At 71.8% G+C, this 23,381-nt stretch carries 21 protein-coding genes, 1 rRNA gene and 1 riboswitch; of the genes, 7 read left to right on the top strand and 15 right to left on the bottom strand.

The genetic code is table 11. The features are described from left to right. Positions 1 to 97: 97 nt before the first annotated feature. Positions 98 to 1,579 (bottom strand): glycoside hydrolase family 43 protein, encoded by a 1,482-nt coding sequence (locus ACZ4SV_RS33600; RefSeq protein ID WP_468009730.1) that lies wholly within the window; start codon positions 1,577 to 1,579, stop codon positions 98 to 100. 199 nt (positions 1,580 to 1,778) lie between these two features. On the opposite strand from ACZ4SV_RS33600, the gene ACZ4SV_RS33595 reads away from it, so the two are divergent. Further along, positions 1,779 to 2,336 (top strand): hypothetical protein, encoded by a 558-nt coding sequence (locus ACZ4SV_RS33595; RefSeq protein ID WP_468009726.1) that lies wholly within the window; start codon positions 1,779 to 1,781, stop codon positions 2,334 to 2,336. Between the two features lie 443 nt (positions 2,337 to 2,779). Continuing rightward, the gene (locus tag ACZ4SV_RS33590) at positions 2,780 to 4,738 is read left to right on the top strand and encodes an APC family permease (RefSeq protein ID WP_468009722.1); all 1,959 of its coding nucleotides are present in this window, start codon (positions 2,780 to 2,782) and stop codon (positions 4,736 to 4,738) included. A gap of 106 nt (positions 4,739 to 4,844) precedes the next feature. Here ACZ4SV_RS33590 and ACZ4SV_RS33585 read toward each other — a convergent pair whose 3' ends face one another. Beyond that, entirely contained in the window at positions 4,845 to 5,165 is a 321-nt protein-coding gene (locus ACZ4SV_RS33585; RefSeq protein ID WP_468009718.1) for a hypothetical protein, read from the bottom strand. Continuing rightward, positions 5,111 to 5,458, bottom strand: a complete 348-nt coding sequence (locus ACZ4SV_RS33580) for a DUF1707 SHOCT-like domain-containing protein (protein ID WP_468009714.1) — start codon at positions 5,456 to 5,458, stop codon at positions 5,111 to 5,113. Before ACZ4SV_RS33580 ends, ACZ4SV_RS33585 begins: the two co-directional genes overlap by 55 nt. A 142-nt stretch (positions 5,459 to 5,600) precedes the next feature. On the opposite strand from ACZ4SV_RS33580, the gene ACZ4SV_RS33575 reads away from it, so the two are divergent. The 4 genes from ACZ4SV_RS33575 (at position 5,601) to ACZ4SV_RS33560 (ending at position 9,024) form a co-directional block, all read left to right on the top strand. Then, complete coding sequence (locus ACZ4SV_RS33575; RefSeq protein ID WP_468009710.1) at positions 5,601 to 5,996, top strand: TOBE domain-containing protein; 396 nt, start codon at positions 5,601 to 5,603, stop codon at positions 5,994 to 5,996. 210 nt (positions 5,997 to 6,206) lie between these two features. Beyond that, entirely contained in the window at positions 6,207 to 7,031 is an 825-nt protein-coding gene (modA, locus tag ACZ4SV_RS33570) for a molybdate ABC transporter substrate-binding protein (RefSeq protein WP_468010077.1), read from the top strand. Further along, positions 7,028 to 7,888 (top strand): molybdate ABC transporter permease subunit, encoded by an 861-nt coding sequence (gene modB / locus ACZ4SV_RS33565; RefSeq protein ID WP_468009706.1) that lies wholly within the window; start codon positions 7,028 to 7,030, stop codon positions 7,886 to 7,888. Before modA ends, modB begins: the two co-directional genes overlap by 4 nt. Further along, complete coding sequence (locus ACZ4SV_RS33560; RefSeq protein WP_468009702.1) at positions 7,885 to 9,024, top strand: ABC transporter ATP-binding protein; 1,140 nt, start codon at positions 7,885 to 7,887, stop codon at positions 9,022 to 9,024. The genes modB and ACZ4SV_RS33560 overlap by 4 nt, the downstream gene beginning before the upstream one ends. 196 nt (positions 9,025 to 9,220) lie before the next feature. Here ACZ4SV_RS33560 and gcvP read toward each other — a convergent pair whose 3' ends face one another. Continuing rightward, complete coding sequence (gene gcvP / locus ACZ4SV_RS33555) at positions 9,221 to 12,106, bottom strand: aminomethyl-transferring glycine dehydrogenase (protein ID WP_468009699.1); 2,886 nt, start codon at positions 12,104 to 12,106, stop codon at positions 9,221 to 9,223. 175 nt (positions 12,107 to 12,281) lie between these two features. Then, positions 12,282 to 12,376: riboswitch (glycine riboswitch) on the bottom strand. Between the two features lie 119 nt (positions 12,377 to 12,495). Here gcvP and ACZ4SV_RS33550 point away from each other — a divergent pair. Continuing rightward, positions 12,496 to 12,867: a PRC-barrel domain-containing protein gene (locus ACZ4SV_RS33550; protein WP_365879014.1), complete on the top strand. Its 372-nt coding sequence runs from the start codon at positions 12,496 to 12,498 to the stop codon at positions 12,865 to 12,867. Here ACZ4SV_RS33550 and ACZ4SV_RS33545 read toward each other — a convergent pair. The 11 genes from ACZ4SV_RS33545 to rrf all read right to left on the bottom strand — a co-directional run. Further along, a complete protein-coding gene (locus ACZ4SV_RS33545; protein ID WP_468009692.1) occupies positions 12,789 to 14,234 on the bottom strand; it encodes a DNA polymerase IV in 1,446 nt (481 codons plus the stop codon). The genes ACZ4SV_RS33550 and ACZ4SV_RS33545 overlap by 79 nt on opposite strands. A 67-nt stretch (positions 14,235 to 14,301) precedes the next feature. Beyond that, positions 14,302 to 14,985 carry a MerR family transcriptional regulator gene (locus ACZ4SV_RS33540; RefSeq protein WP_365879019.1) on the bottom strand — a complete coding sequence of 228 codons (684 nt, stop codon included), beginning with the start codon at positions 14,983 to 14,985 and terminating at the stop codon, positions 14,302 to 14,304. A gap of 318 nt (positions 14,986 to 15,303) precedes the next feature. Next, positions 15,304 to 15,777 carry a bifunctional nuclease family protein gene (locus ACZ4SV_RS33535; RefSeq protein ID WP_026253112.1) on the bottom strand — a complete coding sequence of 158 codons (474 nt, stop codon included), beginning with the start codon at positions 15,775 to 15,777 and terminating at the stop codon, positions 15,304 to 15,306. Positions 15,778 to 15,862: 85 nt separating this feature from the next. Next, entirely contained in the window at positions 15,863 to 16,600 is a 738-nt protein-coding gene (ftsR, locus tag ACZ4SV_RS33530) for a transcriptional regulator FtsR (RefSeq protein WP_365879021.1), read from the bottom strand. A 47-nt stretch (positions 16,601 to 16,647) separates the two neighbouring features. After that, positions 16,648 to 17,478 carry an FHA domain-containing protein gene (locus ACZ4SV_RS33525; RefSeq protein ID WP_365879023.1) on the bottom strand — a complete coding sequence of 277 codons (831 nt, stop codon included), beginning with the start codon at positions 17,476 to 17,478 and terminating at the stop codon, positions 16,648 to 16,650. A 190-nt stretch (positions 17,479 to 17,668) separates the two neighbouring features. After that, positions 17,669 to 18,532 carry a DUF881 domain-containing protein gene (locus tag ACZ4SV_RS33520; RefSeq protein ID WP_365879025.1) on the bottom strand — a complete coding sequence of 288 codons (864 nt, stop codon included), beginning with the start codon at positions 18,530 to 18,532 and terminating at the stop codon, positions 17,669 to 17,671. Between the two features lie 5 nt (positions 18,533 to 18,537). Further along, a complete protein-coding gene (locus ACZ4SV_RS33515; RefSeq protein WP_003988855.1) occupies positions 18,538 to 18,870 on the bottom strand; it encodes a small basic family protein in 333 nt (110 codons plus the stop codon). Further along, positions 18,867 to 19,784 (bottom strand): DUF881 domain-containing protein, encoded by a 918-nt coding sequence (locus tag ACZ4SV_RS33510; protein WP_365879027.1) that lies wholly within the window; start codon positions 19,782 to 19,784, stop codon positions 18,867 to 18,869. Before ACZ4SV_RS33510 ends, ACZ4SV_RS33515 begins: the two co-directional genes overlap by 4 nt. Before the next feature lie 177 nt (positions 19,785 to 19,961). Further along, positions 19,962 to 22,457, bottom strand: a complete 2,496-nt coding sequence (locus tag ACZ4SV_RS33505; protein WP_365879029.1) for a mannose-1-phosphate guanyltransferase — start codon at positions 22,455 to 22,457, stop codon at positions 19,962 to 19,964. A gap of 113 nt (positions 22,458 to 22,570) precedes the next feature. Continuing rightward, on the bottom strand, positions 22,571 to 23,179 hold the full coding sequence (locus ACZ4SV_RS33500) for a CDP-alcohol phosphatidyltransferase family protein (protein WP_397941328.1): 609 nt from the start codon (positions 23,177 to 23,179) through the stop codon (positions 22,571 to 22,573). 107 nt (positions 23,180 to 23,286) lie between these two features. Beyond that, positions 23,287 to 23,381: ribosomal RNA gene (gene rrf / locus ACZ4SV_RS33495) — 5S ribosomal RNA — on the bottom strand; the annotation flags it as partial.

Genomic DNA, 23,381 nt, shown 5'->3' with positions numbered 1-23,381 from the left:
ACACCAGGGGCCGGCCACGCACACGCCGTGCGTACCGGCCCCGATGCACGGCCCGCCGCGCCGTCGAAAGTTTCGAGCGCCTGCCTGGGCGCGGAGGTCAGGGCGCGGGCGTGACCGGCGCGTACGCGAACCAGTCGAAGGCCGCGCTGCCCTCGGTGACGTACATCCCGATGACCCGGCCGGTGAAGCCGGCGGCCACCTCGGTGGAGAGATAACGGCCGTCGAGCTCGGCGAGCGGGACGGTTCCCCCGGCGGTCTCGACGGAGAAGGCCAGGAGGTCCGGGCCGTGCGGCGGTCCCGGCTGCCGGGTCGCGCGGATCTCGACGGCCAGGGTCACGGGACCGGCCGGCAGCGGGTGCTCGGCGACGCGCTGCCGCAGCGGACCGATCCGCGCGATCACGGCCGCCGTGCCCGCGCTCACCTCCAGGTCGTAGTGGTGGGCCTCGTCCAGGCGGACCGACAGTCCGGCCCGCGCCGCCCCCGGTTCCAGCAGCGTCGCGGCCCGGCAGTCGTGGTGCTGCTGGCGGCGGCCGACGAAGGTGTGCCCGGGCCGGTCGAGGCTGTCGCCGGTGGCGGTCAGGGTGAGCCGGCCGGGCCGTTCGGTCAGCGACCAGGAGCCCTCGGGCCTCCGCCGCGGCGATATCCAGTGCGGCGCGAGCACCGCGGCGGTGAAGTCGTCGCGCACCGGCGGCTGTTCGACGGGGGCCCAGGCGGCGGGGGCCGGATGCCGCTCGCGCACCGGACCCAGCCGGGGCCAGCCGTCGGCCCACTCCACCGGCGCCAGGAAGGTCTCCCGGCCCAGGACGTGGAACTCGGGGAACCAGCCGCGGGGCCGGGTGCCGAGCAGCACCATCCACCAGGTGCCGTCGGCCGCCTCGACCAAGTCGCCGTGGCCGGTGCACTGGATGGGCAGGCCCGTGCCGCGGTGGGTGAGCAGCGGATTGCCGGGGGCCGGTTCCCACGGGCCGCGCGGCGAACGCGCGCGGGCGGCCGCGACACCGTGCCCCAGGGCGGTGCCGCCCTCGGCGAGCAGCAGGTACCACCAGTCGCCGATCCGGTACAGGTGCGGGGCCTCCGGGTCCCGCAGTCCGGTGCCCGACCACATCGGCAGCGGGCCCTCCAGCACCCGGCCGGTGTCCGGGTCGATCCGGGCCACGGTGACCCCGGCCATCGCGCACCAGCAGGCGCCGTCCTCGTCCCACGCCAGGTCCGGGTCGATGCCGGGCAGGTCGATCCACACCGGGTCCGACCAGGGGCCCTCGGGGCGGTCGGCGGTGACGAGGAAGGTGCCGCCCGCGCCCGCGCCGGTGGTGATGACGTAGAAGCGCCCGTCGTGGTGCCGGATCGTCGGCGCGTAGACGCCGCCCGACGCCGGTACCTCGTCGGACAGGGCCAACTGGCCGGGCCGGTCGAGCACGTTGCCGATCTGCCGCCAGTGCACCAGGTCCCGGCTGTGGAACAGCGGGACGCCCGGGAAGTACTCGAAGCTGGAGCACACCAGGTAGTAGTCGTCCCCGACCCGGCACACGCTGGGATCGGGGTGGAAGCCGGGGATGACCGGGTTGTCGTAGGTCCGCATGCTCGCCTCCCGGAGGCGGTCAAAAATTTCGGTACGAGCGCCGAATCTTACTGCGCGCAAGGGCCATTGACCCGGTCCGCGCACCCCGGCCGGCCGGCTCCCCGGCCCCCGCTGCCGTCGCGTCAAGAACGGCTCCCTTGGCGTCAGGGTGGCGTCAGGACGGCGGGCGCCGGACCGCCGGCGGACTACCGTTTCCCTCATGGAGCACCGCGACGACACCCGCCCCCAGACGACCGGTTCGCACCCGTCCGGCACCGGGGCCGTGGCGTACGACCGCGACTGGGCCGGCGAGGTACGCGGCGCGGTCCGCTGCGCCGGCGCGCTGCTGGCACTGCTGCTGGGCATCGACGGGACGGCCGGCTCGCTGAACTGGTGGCGCGGCGCCCTGTGGCTCCTGCTGGCCCTGCTGCTGTTCCTGGTGCTGTACCCGGCGCGCGTGTCGGCCGGTCCGGGCTGGCTGGCCACCCGCCGGCTGCTGTGCACCCGCCGGGTCCGCACCGATCTGCTGACCGCGGTACGCCCGGTGGACGGCGTCAGCCAACGCCTGCTGCTGCGCGACGCCCTGGACCGCCGGGTGGAGATCGACCCCGAGGTCCTGGTCCGCAACCCGCACCTGTGGTACCGGCTCGACGAGGGCGCCCGCCGCGCCGAGGCGGCCGGCCTGCTGGTGTCCGGTACGACCGCCCTGCACGACCTGGCCCGCCGCCTGGACAGCGAGACGGCCCTGGGCGTGTTCCGCGCGTCGGGCATGGAGTAGCCGGCACGCAGTGCATGCACTAAACGGCACGTCGAGCCAGGAGCAGCCGGCAGGCCGGGCTTGGGAGTAGTCGGCACGCTGGCCTGCCGGTCCCGCGTGACAGACCCAGCCCGCCAGACCCGGCCTGCCACACCCAGCCCACCACACCCGGCGTGACCGGCCCCTCCCGCCGCACCCCATGACGCTCGGTGGTCGACCGGCGGCACCCGGCCGACACCGGAGCCGCTCCCCCGCCGGGCCGCCCGGGTACGGTGCCGGTGCCCCGCAACGGCCTCCCGCCTCGCCTTCTTCGTGCGGACCCGCCGCTCCCGGGCCATTCTTAACGCAAGATTGACGCCGCCGGGCCACCGATGCAGGGGCCCGAACGTCACTCTCCGCTTACGCTGGTGCCGCCGTCCGCGGGATGGCCGAAAAGAGCTTGCCGCACGTCAGGAGCACGCCCGATGGCCACGACCGAGCGCCCTCCCAGTACCGGCCGCCTGCGCGCCTGGATGCTGGAGGGGCTGTCCGACATGGGCAAGGCCGGTGGCCACACCGGACCGCACGCCGAGCCGGAGCCTCCGCACCAGGGCCAGCGCTGGTGGCGGGTGATGTGTCTGACCGGTGTCGACTACTTCTCCACCCTCGGCTACCAGCCCGGCATCGCCGCCCTGGCGGCCGGTCTGCTGTCACCGGTGGCGACCATCGTGCTCGTCGTCGTCACCCTGGCCTGCGCCCTGCCGGTCTACCGCCGGGTCGCCGAGGAGAGCCCGCACGGCGAAGGCTCCATCGCGATGCTGGAGCGGCTGCTGTCGTTCTGGCAGGGCAAGCTGTTCGTGCTCACCCTGCTGGGCTTCGCGGCGACCGACTTCCTGATCACCATCACGCTCTCCGCGGCCGACGCCTCCACCCACCTGGTGGAGAACCCGCACCTCACCGGCGCCCTGCAAGGCCACCAGATGGTGATCACCCTGTTCCTGGTGGCGCTGCTCGGCGCGGTGTTCCTCAAGGGCTTCCTGGAGGCGGTCGGTGTCGCGGTGGCCCTGGTCGGCGTCTATCTCGCGCTCAACGTCGTCGTCGTGGCCGCCGGCCTATGGCATGTCGTCACCGCGGGACATGTGATCACCGACTGGAGCGGCGCCCTGACCACCGAGCACGGCAACGTCTTCGTGATGGTCGGGGTCGCGCTCCTCGTCTTCCCGAAACTCGCCCTCGGCCTGTCCGGTTTCGAGACCGGCGTCGCCGTCATGCCGCACGTCCGGGGCGACCAGGGCGACACCGAGCAGCGGCCCGCCGGCCGGATCAGGGACACCAAGAAGCTGCTGACCACCGCCGCGCTGATCATGAGCTGCTTCCTCATCGCCACCAGCTTCATCACGACGCTGCTGATCCCGGAGCAGGAGTTCAAGACGGGCGGCCAGGCCAACGGCCGCGCGCTCGCCTACCTCGCGCACGAGTATCTCGGCAGTGCCTTCGGCACGGTCTACGACGTCTCGACCATCGCCATCCTGTGGTTCGCGGGCGCCTCCGCCATGGCCGGCCTGCTCAACCTGATGCCGCGCTATCTGCCCCGCTACGGGATGGCCCCGCACTGGGCCCGTGCGGTGCGCCCCATGGTCATCGTCTTCACCCTGATCGCCTTCCTGGTCACCTGGATCTTCGACGCCGACGTCAACAAGCAGGGCGGCGCCTACGCCACCGGTGTGCTGGTGCTGATCAGCTCGGCCGCGATCGCGGTGACCATCGCGGCGCGCAAGGCGGCCCAGCACGGGTGGACCCTCGCGTTCGGCGCGATCTCGGCGGTGTTCCTCTACACGACCGTGGTGAACGTGATCGAGCGCCCGGACGGCGTGAAGATCGGTGCCTGTTTCATCGCCGGCATCATCCTGGTCTCGCTGCTGTCCCGGCTGGCCCGCGCCTTCGAGCTGCGCGTGACGAGCGTGACGCTCGATCCGATGGCCGAGCGCTTCATCCGGGACATGGCCAGCCGGAAGATGCGGTTCATCGCCAACGAGCCGGGACACCGGGACAAGGCCGAGTACCGCGACAAGATCGAGCAGATCCGCGCCGACAACGACCTGCCGGAACAGGAGGACTTCGTCTTCGCCGAGGTCACGGTGACCGACCCGTCCGAGTTCGAGGCGGGGCTGACCGTGCGCGGCGAGGTGCTGCACGGCCGCTACCGGGTCCTGACGCTGGAGTCCGCCTCCGTCCCGAACGCCCTGGCCGCGCTGCTGCTGCACATCCGTGACGTCACGGGCCGCACCCCGCACATCTACTTCGAGTGGACCGAGGGCAATCCGTTCACCAACTTCCTCCGCTTCTTCCTCTTCGGCCAGGGCGAGGTGGCCCCGGTCACCCGGGAGGTGCTGCGCGAGGCGGAACCGGACCGCGCCCGGCGCCCGCGGGTGCACACGGGCTGAGCCCCGACGGGCGGGCACCGGCTGCCCCGCGCGAAGCCGTCACCGTCACCGTCACCGGCTCCGGCACCCGCCCGCACCGGCACCAGCACCGGCACCACCGGGGATGTCACCCTCTCCCCAACCAGCGCCTACCGAACCACCCTTTGCGGAACCACCGTCTCCGGGGCCGTGCCTCCAGCTGCCCGTAGCTGAGCCGGCCCCGTATCTCCACCCGGAGCACGGCCGGCGTCTCCGGGTCCGCGGCCGGCCGGATCCTGGTGCCGCCGAAGCCGATCACCAGGGAGTCGGTGTCCACCACCACGCCGGGCCGGGTGATCAGCCGCAGGGCACCGGCCTGCATGTCCAGGTCGATGCGGAGCGTGTCGTACGTAATCAGCGCCTCGCTGAAATCCAGCGTGACGTCGCCCCAGGCCGACTCGATCTCCATGCGGCGCGGCACGGCCCACTCGCCGCTCCGGGTGCCGACGCCCCGTGCTGTTCGATCCGGACGACATCCCGGGGCGCTTCCGGGGCCGTCCGCTCCGGCAGGTCGGCCGTCAGCGCGGCCAGCTCTCCGAAGGTGCGCGCGGTCAGTGCCGCCTCCACACGTTCGTCCAGCTCCCCGGCCGTGAGCCGGCCCTCCGCCGCGGCCGCCGACAGCGCCTCCACCACCCGGTCCCGGTCCACGTGCGCCGCCCGCAGACCGTCCGGCTCAGCCGTCCCCACCAGCTCCGCCGACATCGCTCTCACCCCCCGTATCGGTTCATTCCCGGCCCGTCCTGGTTCTTCCCCGGGCCCGTCCCGGACAAACGCTATATCGCGTTATACCGAACGGCCAGCCCCCGTCCCCGGTTTCGGCCACCGGGGCCCTATCGTGACGGGCATGCAGTCCTACACGATCGGCCAGGCGGCACGGCTGCTCGGCGTCAGCCCGGACACCGCCCGCCGCTGGGCCGACGCCGGCCGGGTGGCCACCCATCGCGACGAGGCCGGGCGGCGGCTCATCGACGGCGGGGACCTCGCCGCGTTCTCGGTCGAACTGGCCAAGGGAGGCAGTGCCGAGGAGGAGACCCCGTACACCTCCGTCCGCAACGCCTTCCCCGGCATCGTCACCGCGATCAAGCTGGGCGATGTCGCCGCCCAGGTGGAGATCCAGGCGGGCCCGCACCGGCTCGTCTCGCTGCTGACCAGGGAAGCCGTGGAGGAACTGGGCCTGGAGGTCGGCATGGAGGCCACCGCGCGCGTGAAGTCCACCAACGTGCACATCGACCGCGTCTGACCCGGCCGGCTCACCGGCACACGGGCACTCTCCTCGGCCAAGGCCGCCACTGTAGAAACGCACATGCGAGCCACATGCCACCACCCGGCAGCTCATGCGAAGCGACAGCAGACTTCCGCCTGGCAGATGCGGCAGTATCATCGCCGGACGGCCGATGCCCGGCCGTGCCAGGGCGCGACCGTTGTCCCCAAGCCGAGGAGCAGCCCCGTGATGATCCGTCCCGTCCGCCGGACCCGGCGGACCCTGCAGTTGGCCGGTGCGGGAGCCGCCGCGCTGCTGGCCCTCGGCGCCTGCGCCTCGCCCTCGGAGCCGAAGGAGTCGCGCGCGCAGGACTCCGGCACCCCGGCCTCCCCGAAGCTGTCCGGCACGGTCACCGTGTTCGCGGCCGCCTCCCTGAAGGAGAGCTTCACCGCCCTGGGCCGGGAGTTCGAGAACCGGCACCCCGGCACCAAGGTCGCCTTCAGCTTCGGCGGCAGCGACACCCTCGCCGCGAGCATCACCGGCGGAGCGCCCGCGGACGTCTTCGCCGCGGCCAGCCCCAAGACGATGAAGACCGTGACGGACCGGGGCGACGCGGCCGGCACCCCGGCCACCTTCGCGCGCAATCAACTGGAGATCGCCACCCTGCCCGGCAACCCGGCCGGGGTGTCCTCCTTGAAGGACCTCACCAAGTCCGGTCTGAAGGTGGTCCTGTGCGACCGGACCGTGCCCTGCGGGGCCGCCGCGCAGAAGGCCCTGGACGCCGCCGGGATCAAGCTGACCCCGGTCTCCTACGAGCAGGACGTCAAGAGCGCCCTGAACAAGGTGGAGCTGGACGAGGCGGACGCGGCGCTCGTCTACAAGACGGATGTGCGGGCGGCGGGTGGCAAGGTGGAGGGCGTGGAGTTCCCCGAGTCGGCGGGCGCCGTCAACGACTACCCGATCGCCGTGCTGAAGAACGCGCCGAACGCCGAGGCCGCCAAGGCGTTCCTCGCCCTCGTGCGGTCCGCCGAGGGCCGGAAGGTGCTGAGCGAGGCCGGGTTCCTCAAGCCGTGACCTCGCTCGACCAGCCCGGCGCCGCGGCCGGCCCCCGCACGGGCCGGCCGGGGCGCCGTCGCGCCGGCGCGCCGGGCCGGCGCGGAGTGCCGCTGCCGCTGCTGCTGCCGGGTCTGCTGGCGCTGGCGTTCCTGCTGCTGCCGCTGCTCGCGCTGCTCGTGCGCGCGCCCTGGCACGGGCTGCCCGGCCAGTTGACCAGCGCGGAGGTGTGGCAGGCGCTCCGGCTGTCGCTGGTCAGCGCCACCGCGGCGACCGCCGTCAGCATCGTCCTCGGTGTGCCGCTGGCCTGGCTGCTGGCCCGTACGGAGTTTCCCGGCCGGGGCCTCGTACGCGCCCTGGTGACCCTCCCGCTGGTCCTCCCGCCGGTCGTCGGCGGGGTGGCCCTGCTGCTCGCCCTGGGCCGCAACGGCGTGGTCGGCCGGTGGCTGGACGCGTGGTTCGGGATCACCCTGCCGTTCACCACCGCGGGAGTGGTGCTCGCGGAGGCGTTCGTGGCGATGCCGTTCCTGGTGATCAGCGTCGAGGGCACCCTGCGCGCCGCCGACCCGCGCTACGAGGAGGCGGCCGCCACCCTCGGCGCGTCCCGCTTCACCGCGTTCCGGCGGGTCACGCTGCCGCTGATCGCGCCCGGCATCGCGGCCGGCGCGGTGCTGGCCTGGGCCCGGGCGCTCGGCGAGTTCGGCGCGACGATCACGTTCGCCGGCAACTTCCCCGGCCGTACCCAGACCATGCCCCTCGCCGTCTACCTCGCCCTCCAGAACGACCCCGAAGCCGCCATCTCCCTCAGCCTGGTGCTGCTCACCGTGTCGATCGCGGTGCTGGCAGCCCTCAGGGACCGCTGGATGACGACCCCATGACCCACCGAAGCCGCACCGACGGCGCCGACGCGAAGCCGGACGCCGCGGCCGAGGACCCGGAGCGGCGCCCCACCCCGAACCCGCCCCCGGCCCCGGCCACCGGTCTCGACGCCCGCCTCGTCGTCGACCGCCCCGGATTCCGCCTGGACGTGACCCTGACGGCGGCCCCCGGAGAGGTCCTCGCCCTCCTCGGCCCCAACGGCGCCGGCAAGACCACCGCCCTGCGCGCCCTCGCCGGCCTCACCCCGCTCACGGACGGCCGTCTGCTCCTGGACGGCACGCCCCTGGAGCACACGCCGCCCGAGGCCCGCCCGGTCGGTGTCGTCTTCCAGGACTATCTGCTCTTCCCGCACCTGTCCGCCCTGGACAACGTCGCCTTCGGTCCGCGTTGCCGGGGCGTGGGCAAGGCCGAGGCCCGTGCCCAGGCCGCGGCCTGGCTGGACCGCATGGGGCTCGCCGACCACGCGGGCACCAGGCCGCGCCGGCTGTCCGGCGGCCAGGCCCAGCGCGTGGCGCTCGCCCGCGCCCTCGCCACCCGGCCCCGGCTGCTGCTCCTGGACGAGCCGCTGGCGGCCCTGGACGCCCGGACCCGGCTGGAGGTCCGCGCCGGGCTGCGCCGGCACCTGGCCGAGTTCGAGGCGGTGTCGGTCCTGGTCACCCACGACCCGCTGGACGCCATGGTCCTCGCGGACCGGCTGGTCGTCGTGGAGGACGGCCGGGTCGTGCAGACGGGCACGCCCGCCGACATCGCCCGGCACCCGCGCACGGACTACATCGCCCGGCTCGTCGGCCTCAACCTCTACCGGGGACAGGCCGCCGGGCACACCGTACGGCTCGGCGCGGGACCGTCGATCACGACCACGGAGGAGCTGTCCGGGCCGGTCTTCGTGGCGTTCCCGCCGTCCGCGGTGACCCTGTTCCGGGACCGGCCCTCGGGCGCCAGCGCCCGCAACCTGTGGCGGTGCGAGGTCGCGGGCCTGGAGACGCACGGCGACCAGATCCGCGCCGACCTCACGGGTGAGCTGCCGCTCGCGGCGGACCTGACGACGGTCGCCGCCGCCGAGCTGGACCTTCGTCCGGGCGCACCGGTCTGGGCGACGGTCAAGGCGGCACAGACCCACGCGTACCCGGCCTGAGCGCACCGGCGCCCTCGGGCCGCCGCCCGGCACACGGGATGAGCGGACCGGCGCAATGCGGCGGCAGCCCGGGACCGTCGCCCGGCACACCGCCTAAGCGGACCGACCCCCTCCGGCCGCAGCCCGGGGCCGCCGCCCGGCCCAAAAGGAAAGGCCCCGCCCGGACATCCGGGCGGGGCCTGCCTTTACGGCTCGCTCAGTCCTCGTAGGCGTCCAGCGGCGGGCAGGAGCACACCAGGTTGCGGTCGCCGAAGGCCTGGTCGATGCGGCGCACCGGCGGCCAGTACTTGTCGGCGGCCGAGACACCGGCCGGGAAGACGGCTTCCTCGCGGCTGTAGGCGTGCGACCACTCACCGCCGAGCGCGGCGGCGGTGTGCGGGGCGCCCCGCAGCGGGTTGTCCTCCGCGGGCCACGCGCCGGAGCCGACCTTCTCGATCTCCGCGCGGATGGCGATCATGGCCTCGCAGAAACGGTCCAGCTCGGTGAGGTCCTCCGACTCGGTCGGCTCGATCATCAGCGTGCCGGCCACCGGGAAGGACATGGTCGGCGCGTGGAAGCCGTAGTCGATCAGACGCTTGGCCACGTCGTCCACGGTCACACCGGTGGCCTTGGTGATCGGGCGCAGGTCGATGATGCACTCGTGCGCGACCAGGCCGCCCGGGCCGGTGTAGAGCACCGGGTAGTGCGGCTCCAGGCGCTTGGCGATGTAGTTCGCCGAGAGCACGGCGACCTGGGTGGCCCGCTTCAGGCCCTCGCCGCCCATCAGGCGGACGTACGCCCAGGAGATGGGCAGGATGCCCGCGCTGCCCCAGGGGGCGGCGGAGATCGGCCCGACGCCCGTCTCCGGGCCGGCCTCGGGCTGGAGCGGGTGGTTCGGCAGGTACGGCGCCAGGTGCGCGCGGACCGCGACCGGGCCGACGCCCGGACCGCCGCCGCCGTGCGGGATGCAGAACGTCTTGTGCAGGTTCAGGTGGGAGACGTCGCCGCCGAAGTGGCCCGGCTTGGCGAGGCCGACCAGCGCGTTGAGGTTGGCGCCGTCGACGTACACCTGGCCGCCGGCCTCGTGCACCCGGGCGCAGATGTCGGCGACGTGCTCCTCGAACACACCGTGCGTCGACGGGTAGGTGATCATCAGCACCGCCAGCTCGTCGCGGTACTGCTCGATCTTGGCCCGCAGGTCCTCGACATCGATCTCGCCGTCCCCGGCGGTCTTGACGACGACGACCTTCATGCCGGCCATCACCGCGCTGGCCGCGTTGGTGCCGTGCGCGGAGGACGGGATCAGACAGACGGTGCGCTGCTCGTCACCGTTGGCGCGGTGGTAGCCGCGTACGGCGAGCAGGCCGGCCAGCTCGCCCTGCGAACCGGCGTTCGGCTGGAGGGAGACCTTGTCGTAGCCGGTGACCTCGGCGAGACGCTCCTCCAGCTCGCGGATGAGCGTGAGGTAGCCCTGCGCCTGCTCGGCCGGCGCGAACGGGTGCAGCTGGCCGAACTCGGGCCAGGTGACCGGTTCCATCTCCGTGGTCGCGTTGAGCTTCATGGTGCAGGAGCCCAGCGGGATCATGCCGCGGTCGAGCGCGTAGTCCCGGTCGGCCAGCCTGCGCAGGTAGCGCAGCATCGCGGTCTCGGAGCGGTGCTGGTGGAAGACCGGGTGGGTGAGGTAGTCGTCGGTGCGCAGCAGCGCCTCGGGCAGGGTGTCCTCGGCGGTCGCGTCCAGCGCCTCGATGTCGGCGTCGGCGCCGAAGGCGGCCCAGACGGCGTCCAGCTGGGCCCGGCCGGTCGTCTCGTCGCAGGCCATGGAGACGTGGTCGGCGTCGACGAGCCGCAGGTTGACGCCGTTGTCCCGGGCGGCGGCGACGACCTCGGCGGCCTTGCCGGGCACCCGCGCGGTGACGGTGTCGAAGTACGCGCCGTGGACGATCTCCACACCGGCGGCCGTCAGGCCCGCGGCGAGGAGGGTGGCGTAGCGGTGCGTGCGGCGGGCGATCGTCCTCAGGCCGTCGGGGCCGTGGTAGACGGCGTACATACCGGCCATGACGGCGAGCAGCACCTGCGCGGTGCAGATGTTGCTGGTGGCCTTCTCCCGGCGGATGTGCTGCTCACGGGTCTGCAGCGCGAGCCGGTAGGCCCGGTGCCCGTCGGCGTCGACGGAGACGCCGACCAGGCGGCCGGGCAGGCTGCGCGCGAACTTCTCGTGTACGGCCATGTAGCCGGCGTGCGGTCCGCCGAAGCCCATCGGCACGCCGAAGCGCTGGGTGGTGCCGACGGCGATGTCCGCACCCAGCTCGCCCGGCGAGGTCAGCAGGGTCAGGGCGAGCAGGTCCGCGGCCACCGTCACCAGGGCGCCCAGCTCGTGCGCCTGGTCGATGACGGGCTTGATGTCCCGTACGGCTCCGGAGGCGCCCGGGTACTGGATCAGCACGCCGTTGATCTCGCGCCCGGCGACCTCGGCCGGGATGCCGGCGGAGAGGTCGGCGACGACGACCTCCACGCCGGTCGGCTCGGCGCGCGTCCGGATCACGGCGATGGTCTGCGGCAGCGCGTCCGCGTCGATCAGGAACAGGCCCTTCTTGTTCCTGCCCATGCGCCGGGACAGGGCGACCGCCTCGGCGGCGGCCGTGCCCTCGTCCAGCAGGGAGGCACCGGAGGTGGGCAGGCCGGTCAGCTCGGCGACCATCGTCTGGAAGTTCAGCAGGGCCTCCAGGCGGCCCTGGGAGATCTCCGGCTGGTACGGCGTGTAGGCCGTGTACCAGGCCGGGTTCTCCATGACGTTGCGCAGGATGACGGGCGGGGTGAAGGTGCCGTGGTAGCCCAGGCCGATCATCGAGCCCAGGACCTGGTTGCGGTCGGCGAGCGAGCGCAGCTCGGCGAGCACCTCGGCCTCGGTGCGGGCACCGGGCAGGTCCAGGGCGTCGGCGTTCTTGATCACATCCGGGACCGCGGCGGCGGTCAGCTCGTCGAGCGAGCCGTACCCGACCTGGGCGAGCATCTTGGCCCGCGCCTCCTGGTCGGGCCCGATGTGGCGCTGCTCGAACGGGATGCCCGCTTCGAGCTCGGCGAGCGGAATGCGGTGGGCGGTCATTGCGGAGGCCTCCTGGTCTGACGCGACCTGCGAGGGGCGCCCCGGCACGGGCACCCCGACGGCCTCCCCCTCTGTCATCTGCACCTGAGAGCTTCACCGGACGCCCGCGGGCACCGGCTTTCACCGTCGGTGAGGACGGGAGCCGTCGGACGCCCGTCCTGCTTTCCAGAGTGACCTCGTCCGTGCGGTACGTGAGCCTGAGAGATTCCGGGGAGGAGTTGCTCCTTCGGCGCCTCCGAGGTGGTCGGAGGACTCTCCCGCGCGGGGTCAGCAGCCGCCGTCAGCCTATCAGCGAGGTCAACGCCGTGGTCTTCGAGTGGCCGCCTGCCTGAATGTGCTCTTTGGTAGTGCTGACGGATGAGTCGCGACCACGTGGAGGGAGCGGGACCGTGCAGACCGACATCGATCCGCGCAGCCTGATCGGCCGCAAGGTGTTCGACCGCAATGGCACCAAGATCGGCACCATCGACGAGGTGTACCTGGACGACGCCACCGGCGTGCCCGAGTGGGCGGCCATACGCACCGGCCTCTTCTCCCGGGACGCCTTCGTCCCGCTGGAACCGAGCGAACTCGTCGACGGCACGCTGCGCGTCCCCTTCGACCGCGCCCTGGTCAAGGACGCCCCCGACTTCGGCGTGGGCCGTCACCTCTCCCCGGAGCAGGAACTCCAGCTCTACCACCACTACGGACTCGATACGGCCCCACCCCCCGCGGTCCCCGACCACGACTTCGGCAAGCTGGCGGGCTCGGAGGAGGTCTGACCCGACACGTCCGCCCCGGCGCCGGGCGGGCGGGGGGAATCCGCGACCAGCGGCAACGGATCGGCCGCCACCAGGTCGGGGTCGGCGACGGGGAGCGTCCGCACCCGCCCCGGAGCCGACAGCGGCGTCTCGAACCGCACGGTGACCCGCCCCAGCCCGCTGCCCTGCACCCACCCGTGCCCGTACTCGGCGTGCCGTACGTCCTGCCCGGCACGCCACTGCCGTTCGACGGGCTCCGGCCGCTCCACGGCGGACTCGGCGGCGCCCGCCTCCGGCTCCTCCTCCAGGGGCACCGGCATCGCCTGCGCGAACAGGTCCTCCTGCGTGTAGTCGGCGAGCCCGGACACCCCCACCCCGAGCAGCCGCACCCCGCCCGTGGTGTCCACGGAGTCCAGCAGCCGGGCCGCCGCCTCGCGGATGACCGCCGGGTCGTCCGTGGGCCCCCGGAGCGTCTCGGAGCGGGTCAGGGTGGAGAAGTCGTACCGCCGCACCTTGAGCACGATGGTCCGCCCGGACAGCCCGGCCCCGCGCAGCCGCCGCACACACCGGTCGGCCAGCCGCCGCACCTCCAGAGCGACCCGCGCCCGGTCGTGGATGTCCACGTCGTACGTGTCCTCCACGGACACCGACTTGGCCTCCCGCTCGGCCACCACCGGCCGCTCGTCCCGGGCCAGGGCCATCGCGTACAGCGCCTGCCCGTGCGCCTTGCCGAGCAGCCGGACCAGTTCGTCCTCCCCCGCCTCGGCCAGCTCCTGCACCGTGGTGATCCCGGCCCGGCGCAGATGGTCGCCGGTGGCCGGCCCGACGCCCGGCAGCGTGCGCACCGGCAGCGGTCCCAGCAGCGCCCGCTCGCCGCCCGGCTCGATCAGCACCAGTCCGTCCGGCTTGGCCTGCTCCGAGGCGATCTTCGCGAGCATCTTGGAGGCGGCGAGCCCGACCGATCCGGTGAGGCCGGTGACCGTCCGGATGTCCCTCCGCAGCTTCTCGCCGGCCCGCCGCGCCGACTCCTCGTCCCAGGCCGTCCCCCCGGCCTCCAGGTCCACGAACGCCTCGTCCAGGCTCAGCGGCTCCACCAGCGGCGACAGCTCCCGCAGCAGCGCCATCACCTGCTCGCTGATCGCCCGGTACAGCGTGAAGCGCGGCACCAGATAGGCGGCGTTGGGCGCCAGCCGGCGGGCCTGCGCCATGGGCATCGCCGAGTGCACCCCGAACACCCGTGCCTCGTACGACGCGGTGGCCACCACACCGCGCGGTCCGAGCCCGCCCACGACGACCGCCTTCCCGCGCAGGCTCGGCTTGGACGCCTGCTCCACCGAGGCGAAGAAGGCATCCATGTCGAGATGCAGGATCGTGGGCGCGTTTCTCACATCTCCGATGCTGCACCACGGCACTGACAACGGCCGCGGTGCCGGGGCGCCCCGGCCGGTCCGGCGGTCAGACCGCCCGGTTGCGGCGTCGCGCCAGCTCGTCCGCGGGGTTGTGCCCGACGAGGGTCTCGCCTGTGTCGATGCGCTCGCCGTGCAGTTGGGAGAGGGCGCTCTCCACGTCCCGCCACACCACGCCGACGGCGATCCCGAAGATGCCCTGGCCGCCCTGGAGCAGGGCGTGGACCTCGTCCGGCGAGGAGCACTCGTACACGGTGGCCCCGTCGCTCATCAGGGTCATCCGCTCCAGGTCGCGGAAACCGCGTTCCCGCAGGTGCTGCACGGCCGTGCGGATGTTCTGCAGCGACACCCCGGTGTCCAGGAACCGCTTCACGATCTTCAGGACGACGACGTCCCGGAAGCTGTACAGCCGCTGGGTGCCCGACCCGTAGGCCGGTCGCACACTGGGCTCGACCAGGCCGGTGCGGGCCCAGTAGTCGAGCTGCCGATAGGTGATACCGGCGGCAGCGCAGGCCGTGGGCCCGCGGTAGCCGATCTGCTCGGACGTCATGGACGCAACCCCTCCGCCGTTCGGCACCGCCGTCGGAAGCTGCGGAGCGTGCTCCACCGCGCCGCCGGGATGGGCATGTCCCGCGCCGGGGCGCAGCCGCGCGTTCGGGGGCGGGTACGGACCGCTCTCCCCGAAACCGCGTCCGGGGGCACCCCCAGCCGTACCGTCGCCGCTGGTTCTCACGCCGACCTCCGTCCTTGACCTGCCTTCTCGACGGTAGGCAGTCACCAGGGGTGCGTCAACGATCGCCACACTCGGCACGCCGAGTGATAATCACCCTAGGAGTGGTTTCCCGTGCCCCACCGCGGGGAAAGGCTAGCCGAATGCCCTCGCGGCGGGCCGTAGGACGCTCTCACCGGCCGGAGGCAATTGCCGGGGCGCCGGCCCCGCGAAGCCGCCGCCCATACCGGGAGAAGCTCCGGTCCGGAGGCCGGCCGCGCGCCTGGCCGACTGCGGCGCGGCGGCTCAGCGCCTGCTGGTGTCTCACCGGCTCCTGGTGTCTCACTGGCTGCTGGTGCCGAAGTCCTCGGGCGAGATCTGGTCGAGGAACTCGCGGAACTTCTCCACCTCGTCCTCCTGCTCGTCCGGGATCGCGATGCCCGCGTCGTCCAGCACCGTGTCACTGCCGTAGATCGGCGTGCCGGTGCGCAGGGCGAGCGCTATGGCATCGGAGGGGCGGGCGCTGACCTCGACCCCGCTGGCGAACACCAGCTCCGCGTAGAAGACGCCTTCCCGCAGGTCGGTGATGCGCACTTCGGTCAGCTCCTGGCCGACGGCCTCCAGCACGTCCTTGAACAGGTCGTGGGTCAGCGGCCGCGCGGGGGCCATGCCCTGCTGGGCGAAGGCGATCGCCGTCGCCTCCCCCGGCCCGATCCAGATAGGGAGGTAACGGTCGCCTCCCACTTCGCGCAGGAGCACGATCGGTTGGTTGGAGGGCATTTCGACCCGGACACCTACGACATCGAGCTCGTTCACACAGCAACCCTAGGCCGTGCCCGGGACGTTTGGGTAGTCGGGCCGGGAACAGGTGCCCGATCCGGCCGCCCGGAGGCCCCGGGGTTCAGGGATTCCGCACCCCGAGAGCGGTTTTCACCAGGGCCGCGTGCAGTTTCGTCGTCAGGGCCGCCAGCTCGCGCGTACGGGCCTCGGCGTGCACCCTGGTCTGCGGATTGCGGTGGCGCCTGAGCGGGGCCACCACCTGGTCGACCAGACCCGCCTCGCGGTCGGCGGCGGCCTTCATCACCCTGAGGTGGCGCGGCTCGATCCCGAACCGGCCCAGTTCGGCCACGAGCGAGGCCACCGTGACGGTCTCGGCGTCGTACGCCCCGTCCTCCAGGGGAGCGATGAGCCCGTAGGACTCCCACTCCTTCAGATCGTCCTCGGTGATGTCCGCCGCGGCCAGCAGTTCGGCCTTGCCGATCCTGGCCACCGTGGGACCCTCCACGGGCGCCGGCCCGTCCTCTCCGGTGCGCTGGCGGCCCACCACGGGCAGCGCCACGGCCTCGCCCCGCGCCATGGCGTCCAGATGCTCCCGGATCACCTTGAGCGGCAGATAGTGGTCCCGCTGCATCCGCAGGACATGAGCGAGGCGCTCGACGTCCCCGGCGCTGAACTTGCGGTACCCCGACGGGGTCCGCCGCGGCTCGACCAGGCCCTCCGACTCCAGGAAGCGGATCTTGGAGATGGTGACTTCGGGGAACTCGTCGCGCAGCACGTTCAGCACCGTGCCGATGCTCATCAGCCCACTGTCCCTGGCGGCGGTACCGCTTCCGGCACCGCCGCTCGGTGTTTGAAGCATGGACCTTCCCTGGGGGTGGTCCCCCCGGACGTCCGTCCGGGGGCGGGTCAGATGCCCTGCCGGCTCGCGTAGAACACCAGCCGGTACTTGCCGATCTGCACCTCGTCACCGTTCGACAGAGCGACCTGGTCGATGCGCTCGCGGTTGACGTACGTGCCGTTCAGGCTGCCCACGTCGGCCACCGTGAAGGAGCCGTCAGGAGAGCGCCGGAACTCCACGTGCCGCCGGGAGACCGTCACGTCGTCCAGGAAGATGTCGCTCTGCGGATGGCGGCCGGCCGTCGTCAGGTCGCTGTCCAGCAGGAAGCGGCTGCCCGAGTTCGGCCCCCGGCGCACGACCAGCAGCGCCGAGCCCAGCGGCAGCGCGTCCACCGCGGCCTGTGCCTCCGGAGAGAGCATCGGCAGCGGCGTCTGGCCGGTCGCCTCGGAGTCGTAGGCCTCCAGCCCGGAGATCGAGATGGTGGACGTCGTCTCGGAGGCCCGCTCCGGTGCCACCCCGGGGCGCAGCGGCGCCCCGCAGTTGGAACAGAACCGGGCGTTCTCCGCATTGCGGTTACCGCACCTCGTACACACCAGGACCGACATCGACGGATCCTCCTGCCGCGGCTGCCCCGCCGGGGCGTTGGACGCGTACGGACCGGAGGCAAACCCTCCACCCGTACCTGAGGTTGACGGTTGCCCGAAACCTATGCCGCCGGACTGGGCAGGGTCAACAGACGCCGCGCCCTGACCTCCCGAAATGTCACCGCCCGGACCAGCGACCTGGTCCCGGAACAGCGGGCGCTGGCCCTCCGCGTCAGGCTGCGCGCGATGACGAGCGGTCGCGTTGGCGTTGCCCTCTCGCGCGCTCTTGCCGAACAACTTCGCAAACAACTTCACGGGCGATTCCCCTTGACCGAAACAGACCCGCCCGTGGGGCAGGACGAACCCTGATTGCCTACACCGGCCGAGCCGGACATTCTCACAACGTCCGTATCCGCCAAACAGTTTCCACCACGCACCACCTCTTCGGTGCGCCGACCCCCCGCAAGCTCATGCCCCTGCCCGTCCGGCCCCATGCACCGCCGGTTCACCGGGAGGACGACCGAGCGTAGTCAGGCCGCTTCGCCTGCCGCAAGGCGTCCACGATGATCTTGTCCGACCGTTCGACGGTGACCGTGGCCTGCTCCTTCTCCAGAGTCTGCACCACGCCTCCCGGGATGTTCAGCGCCGGCTCCAGGTCCTGCGGCTTGCCGATGACCTGGAAACGATACGGCGCGTTGATCTTGTTCCCGTCGACGCCGACGCTCGCGCCGGAATCGGCGAAGTACGTGCCGGCGACCACGCGGACCCCGTTGACCTGGATCGCCTCCGCGCCGGCCGCGCGCAACTCCTGGATCGCGTCGAGCAGCATGTCCGCCCGGACCGCCCCCTTCGTGTCCTCGATCGTCATGGTGATGCCGGGACCCTGCGCCGCCACGGTGCCCGCCAGGATGCCGAGTTGCCTCGCCTTCTCGGCGGTCTGCCGGCGCGCCTCCGCGGCCTGGTCGGAGCTGCTCTGCAGCTCCTGGCGCTGCTTTTCGAGTCCCTGCTTCTCGTCCTCAAGACGCTGGGTACGCGAATCCAGTTCATCGAGGATGCGAACGAGATCTTCCTGACGCGCGCCGCGCAGCGCGCTGTCGGTGTCGCTGTTGGACGCCACCTGCACGGCCAGGCCGAAGCCGAGGCCGAACAGCAGCAGCGCCACGATGAGTTGGGCACGGGTGAAACGCGGCGGCCACAGGCCCTTGACCAGCCGCTGGCGGCCCGTGAGCGACTGCTCGGGCCGCCCCTCGACGGGCTGCGCGGGCCGGGGCGCGGGCACCGGCACCTCGGCCGGCAGTTCCCGGCGCAGCCGGTTGCCGGGCCGGTCGTCGCGGCCGTCGCCCTGGTTCGGGTCGTTCTGTTCGCTCATAAGTGTCACGCCCGGAACACGTGCCGGCGGATCGCCGCGGCGTTGGAGAAGATCCGGATGCCGAGGACCACCACGACACCCGTGGACAACTGCGCGCCGACGCCCAGCTTGTCGCCCAGGAAGACGATGAGGGCGGCGACGACCACGTTCGACAGGAACGACACCACGAAGACCTTGTCGTCGAAGATGCCGTCCAGCATGGCCCGCAGGCCCCCGAAGACGGCGTCCAGCGCCGCGACGACGGCGATCGGCAGATACGGCTCCACGACCGCCGGAACCTCGGGCCGGACCAACAGGCCGGCCACGACTCCCACGACGAGGCCCAGTACGGCGATCACGATGTGCCCTTCCCGGTTTTCTCGGACTTCGGCTGTGCTGTACGTACGATCACACTGGGGGCGGCGGGCAACCGGACGTCGCCCTGGGCGGAGATGGTGGCGCGGATGCCGTAGTTCTCCTCCAGGGCGTGCAGGTACAGGCCGTCGGCGCTGTCCTGGAACCTGGTGCTCAGCCTCTGCCCGTCCCCCACCGCCAGCACCGTGTACGGCGGCACCAGCGGCCTGTTGTCGACCAGTATCGCGTCTCCCGCGGCCCTGATCGCGGACAGGGCGGTCAGCCGCTGCCCGTTGATGGAGACCGCCTCGGCCCCGGACGCCCACAGTCCGTTGACCACCCGCTGCATGTCGCGGTCCCGCACCCGGCCGGTGTCGGAGAAGCCCGACGTCTCGCGCGGGTTGGCGGCGTCACCGCCGCCACTGGCCTCCTTGGCGTCGTTCACCACCAGCTTGACGCCGGGTCCGTGCACGGCGGTGGCACCCGACAGCAGCCCCACCAGATCCGCCTCGGCGCTTCCGCCGCTCGACCTCAGAGCCGCCCGCTGCCGCGCCCCGACGTCGTCCCGCAGCTCGTCGACGCCGCTCTCCAGCTTGTCCGCGTCCGCCGTCTCGTCGTCGATGCGGTCGATCAGCTCCTGGCGCTCCTTGGCCACCACGGGCGCCGTCACGCGCGCCTGTGCCGCTCCCACGGTCACGACCAGCGCGGCGAGGACGAGACCGGCGGCCAGTCCCAGTTTGGCCCGCAGCGTCTTCGGCAGGCCGCCCTCGCCGTCGGCCTTCTTCCGGGCGGCCGCCTCGGCGTACCCGTCGTCGAGGCTGTGGTCCATGACGTTGGTGATCAACGACATGGAGGCATCCGGGCGCTGCGGCCGCGTGGGGCTGCTCCGAACGGGGGGTTGCTGCGGCATGCCGCACATCGTCGCATGTCGCGAGCAGTACCTCCGAACGGCCCCACCGGCGTGCCGGACGGGCCCGCCAGGGGGACACGTGTCCGGCACGCGCGCGTGCGACGGCTTTTCCGCCGCCGGTCCGCGAAACGGCGAAGGGCCCCGGGACCGCCGTACCGGCGGCCCCGGGGCCCTTCACTGACGGTCCTACCGGCCGGCGCTGTCCACGACGGCCGACCACTCGTCCAGCAGCGCCTGCGCGGAGGCGTCGTCCGGGCCCTCGGCCCACAGATGGGTGACGGCCTCGGCCGGGTCGGGCAGCACCATCACCCAGCGCCCGTCGTTCTCCACGACGCGCACGCCGTCGGTCGTGTCGACGGAGCGGTCCCCGGCGGCCTCGACCACGCGCCGCATCACCAGGCCCTTGACGGCCCACGGCGTCGCCAGGTCCCGCTTGAGGACGTGCGCCCGCGGGATACGGGCGTCGATCTGGCTCAGCGTGAGCTGGGTGCGCGCCACGAGCCCGATGAGCCGTACGAAGGCCGCCGTGCCGTCGTACACGCTGCTGAACTCGGGGACGATGAACCCGCCCTTGCCGTCACCGCCGAAGATGGTGCCCTCCTCGCGTCCCACGCGCGTGAGGTCGTCCGGCGAGGTGGTGGTCCACTCCACCTGGGTGCCGTGGTACGCCGCCACCTGTTCGGCGATCCGGGTCGTGGTGACCGGCAGCGCCACCCGTCCGCTGCGCCGCTCCGCGGCCACCAGGTCCAGCATCACCAACAGCGCCCGGTCGTCCTCGATGATCCGGCCCTTCTCGTCCACGAGCGACAGCCGCTCGCCGACGGGGTCGAACCGGACACCGAACGCGGCACCCGAGGACGCCACGATCTCCCCGAGCCGCACCAGGCCCTTGCGCCGCATCTCGGCCGTCTCCGTGGGCCGGGTCTCGTCGAGACCGGGGTTGATGGTCAGCGAGTCCACGCCCAGCTTGCCGAGCAGGCTGGGCAGCAGGAGCCCGGCACTGCCGTTGGAGGCGTCCACGACGACCTTGAGGCCCGACTCCGCTATCCCGGTCGTGTCGACGTTGCGCAGCAGCGACCCGGTGTACGAGTCGAAGACGCTGGCCGGGAAGTACAGGTCGCCGATCTCGCCCGGGAACGCCCGCCGGTACTCCTGGCGCGCGAACACCCGGTCCAGCTTGCGCTGGCTGCCCTGCGAGAGGTCCGCGCCCTGTCCGTCGAAGAACATGATGTCGACCGAGTCCGGCACACCGGGCGAGGTACGGATCATGATGCCGCCCGCGCTGCCCCGCGCGGTCTGCTGCCGGGCCACCGGCAGCGGCACGTTCTCCAGGTCCCGTACGTCGATGGCGCTGGCCTGGAGGGCGGAGATCACCGCGCGCTTGAGCGCCCGGGCACCGCGGGAGTGGTCGCGGGCCGTGGTGACCGTGGCGCCCTTCTTCAGGGTCGTCGCGTAGGCGCCGGCGAGCCGCACCGCCAGTTCGGGGGTGATCTCCACGTTCAGGATGCCGGAGACGCCTCTGGCGCCGAACAGGTGCGCCTGGCCGCGCGATTCCCAGATCACCGAGGTGTTGACGAAGGCGCCGGCCTCGATGGTCTTGAACGGGTACACACGGACATTGCCCTGGACGATCGATTCCTCACCGATCAGGCACTCGTCACCGATGACCGCGCCGTCCTCGATCCGGGCGGCGCGCATGATGTCGGTGTTCTTGCCGACGACACAGCCGCGCAGATTGCTGTGCTGCCCGACGTAGACGTTGTCGTGCACGACGGCCTTGTGCAGGAAGGCCCCGCTCTTGACGACGACGTTCGAGCCGACGACGGTGTGCTCGCGGATCTCCGCGCCGGCCTCGACCTTCGCGTAGTCGCCGATGTACAGCGGTCCGCGCAGTACGGCGTCGGGGTGCACCTCGGCTCCCTCGGCCACCCAGACGCCCGGGGAGATCTCGAAGCCGTCGATGTCGACGTCGACCTTGCCCTCGAGGACGTCGGCCTGGGCCTTCACATAGCTCTCGTGCGTGCCGACGTCCTCCCAGTAGCCCTCGGCGACATAGCCGTAGACCGGCTTGCCTTCCTTCATGAGCTGCGGGAAGACGTCACCGGACCAGTCGACGGGCACATCGGCCTCGACGTAGTCGAAGACCTCGGGCTCCATCACGTAGATGCCCGTGTTGACGGTGTCCGAGAACACCTGTCCCCAGGTCGGCTTCTCCAGGAAGCGTTCGACCTTGCCTTCCTCGTCGACGATGGTGATGCCGAACTCCAGCGGGTTGGGCACGCGGGTCAGGCAGACCGTGACGAGCGCACCCTTCTCCTTGTGGAAGTTGATCAGCTCGGTGAGGTCGAAGTCGGTCAGGGCATCGCCGGAGATGACGAGGAAGGCATCGTCCTTCAATGCCTCCTCGGCGTTCTTGACGCTTCCGGCGGTACCGAGTGGCTTCTCCTCATTGGCATAGGTCAGCTCCATGCCGAGCTCTTCGCCGTCACCGAAATAGTTCTTGACGAGCGACGCCAGGAACTGCACGGTGACCACGGTCTCGGTGAGCCCGTGCCTTTTGAGCAGCCGCAGCACATGCTCCATGATCGGGCGGTTGGCCACGGGCAGGAGCGGCTTGGGCATGCTAGAGGTCATGGGGCGCAGGCGTGTGCCTTCGCCCCCGGCCATCACGACGGCCTTCATGTCGGAAGCGTCCTCCTCCAGAGACGACGGTCTAGCCGACTTCACCCGTCCAGATTGTCCCGCACTTTTACACCGCGGGCCATCGAGGCGTCATGTCTGGACAATCGCCGAGTTCAATCGGTCGTGGTCTCCGCGCGAACCAATCGGCGGACTTGCACCACGTAGAGCACTCCTGCCCACCAATAGAGGGTTGTACCCCATCCGGCGAAAGCCCATCCGAAAATGGCAGCGAGTGACGCGATCCATCCACTTCCGTCACTGAGCAGCAGGAGCGGGAAGGCGTACATCAAGTTGAACGTGGCGGCCTTCCCCAGGAAGTTCACCTGCGGCGGCGGATAGCCGTGCCGGCGGAGGATGCCCACCATGACCAGCAGGACCGCTTCACGGGCCAGCAGGAGCGCGGTCAGCCACAGTGGCAGGATCTCCCGCCAGGTGAGGCCGAGCAGTGTGGAAAGCACGTACAGGCGGTCGGCGGCGGGGTCGAGGAGCCGGCCGAGGTTGCTGATCTGATTCCAGCGCCTGGCCAGTTTGCCGTCGAGATAGTCGCTGACCCCGCTGAGAGCCAGCACCAGGAGGGCCCAGCCATCGCTCTTGGGGCCGCCGAACTCCGGCCTGAGGATCAGCCACAGGAACAGCGGTACGCCGGCCAGCCGTGCCATGCTGAGGATGTTGGGGATGGTGAGGACCCGGTCTGTCTGGACACGGGTCTCCTGGACCTCCACCCGGGGGCCTCCTGTGCGAAAAGAGCCGATAGTGCTCCCTGACCCTACCTCAACGCAAAAAAGCTCCGGCTCTCGGGCAGTGCCCAAGAGCCGGAGCTGTAAAAGGAGTTCGGCGGTGTCCTACTCTCCCACAGGGTCCCCCCTGCAGTACCATCGGCGCTGTGAGGCTTAGCTTCCGGGTTCGGAATGTAACCGGGCGTTT

Source organism: Streptomyces sp. NPDC027672, from assembly GCF_055566335.1.
Note: the sequence above shows the minus strand (reverse complement) of the source record. Positions and strands in the feature narration are given on the sequence as shown.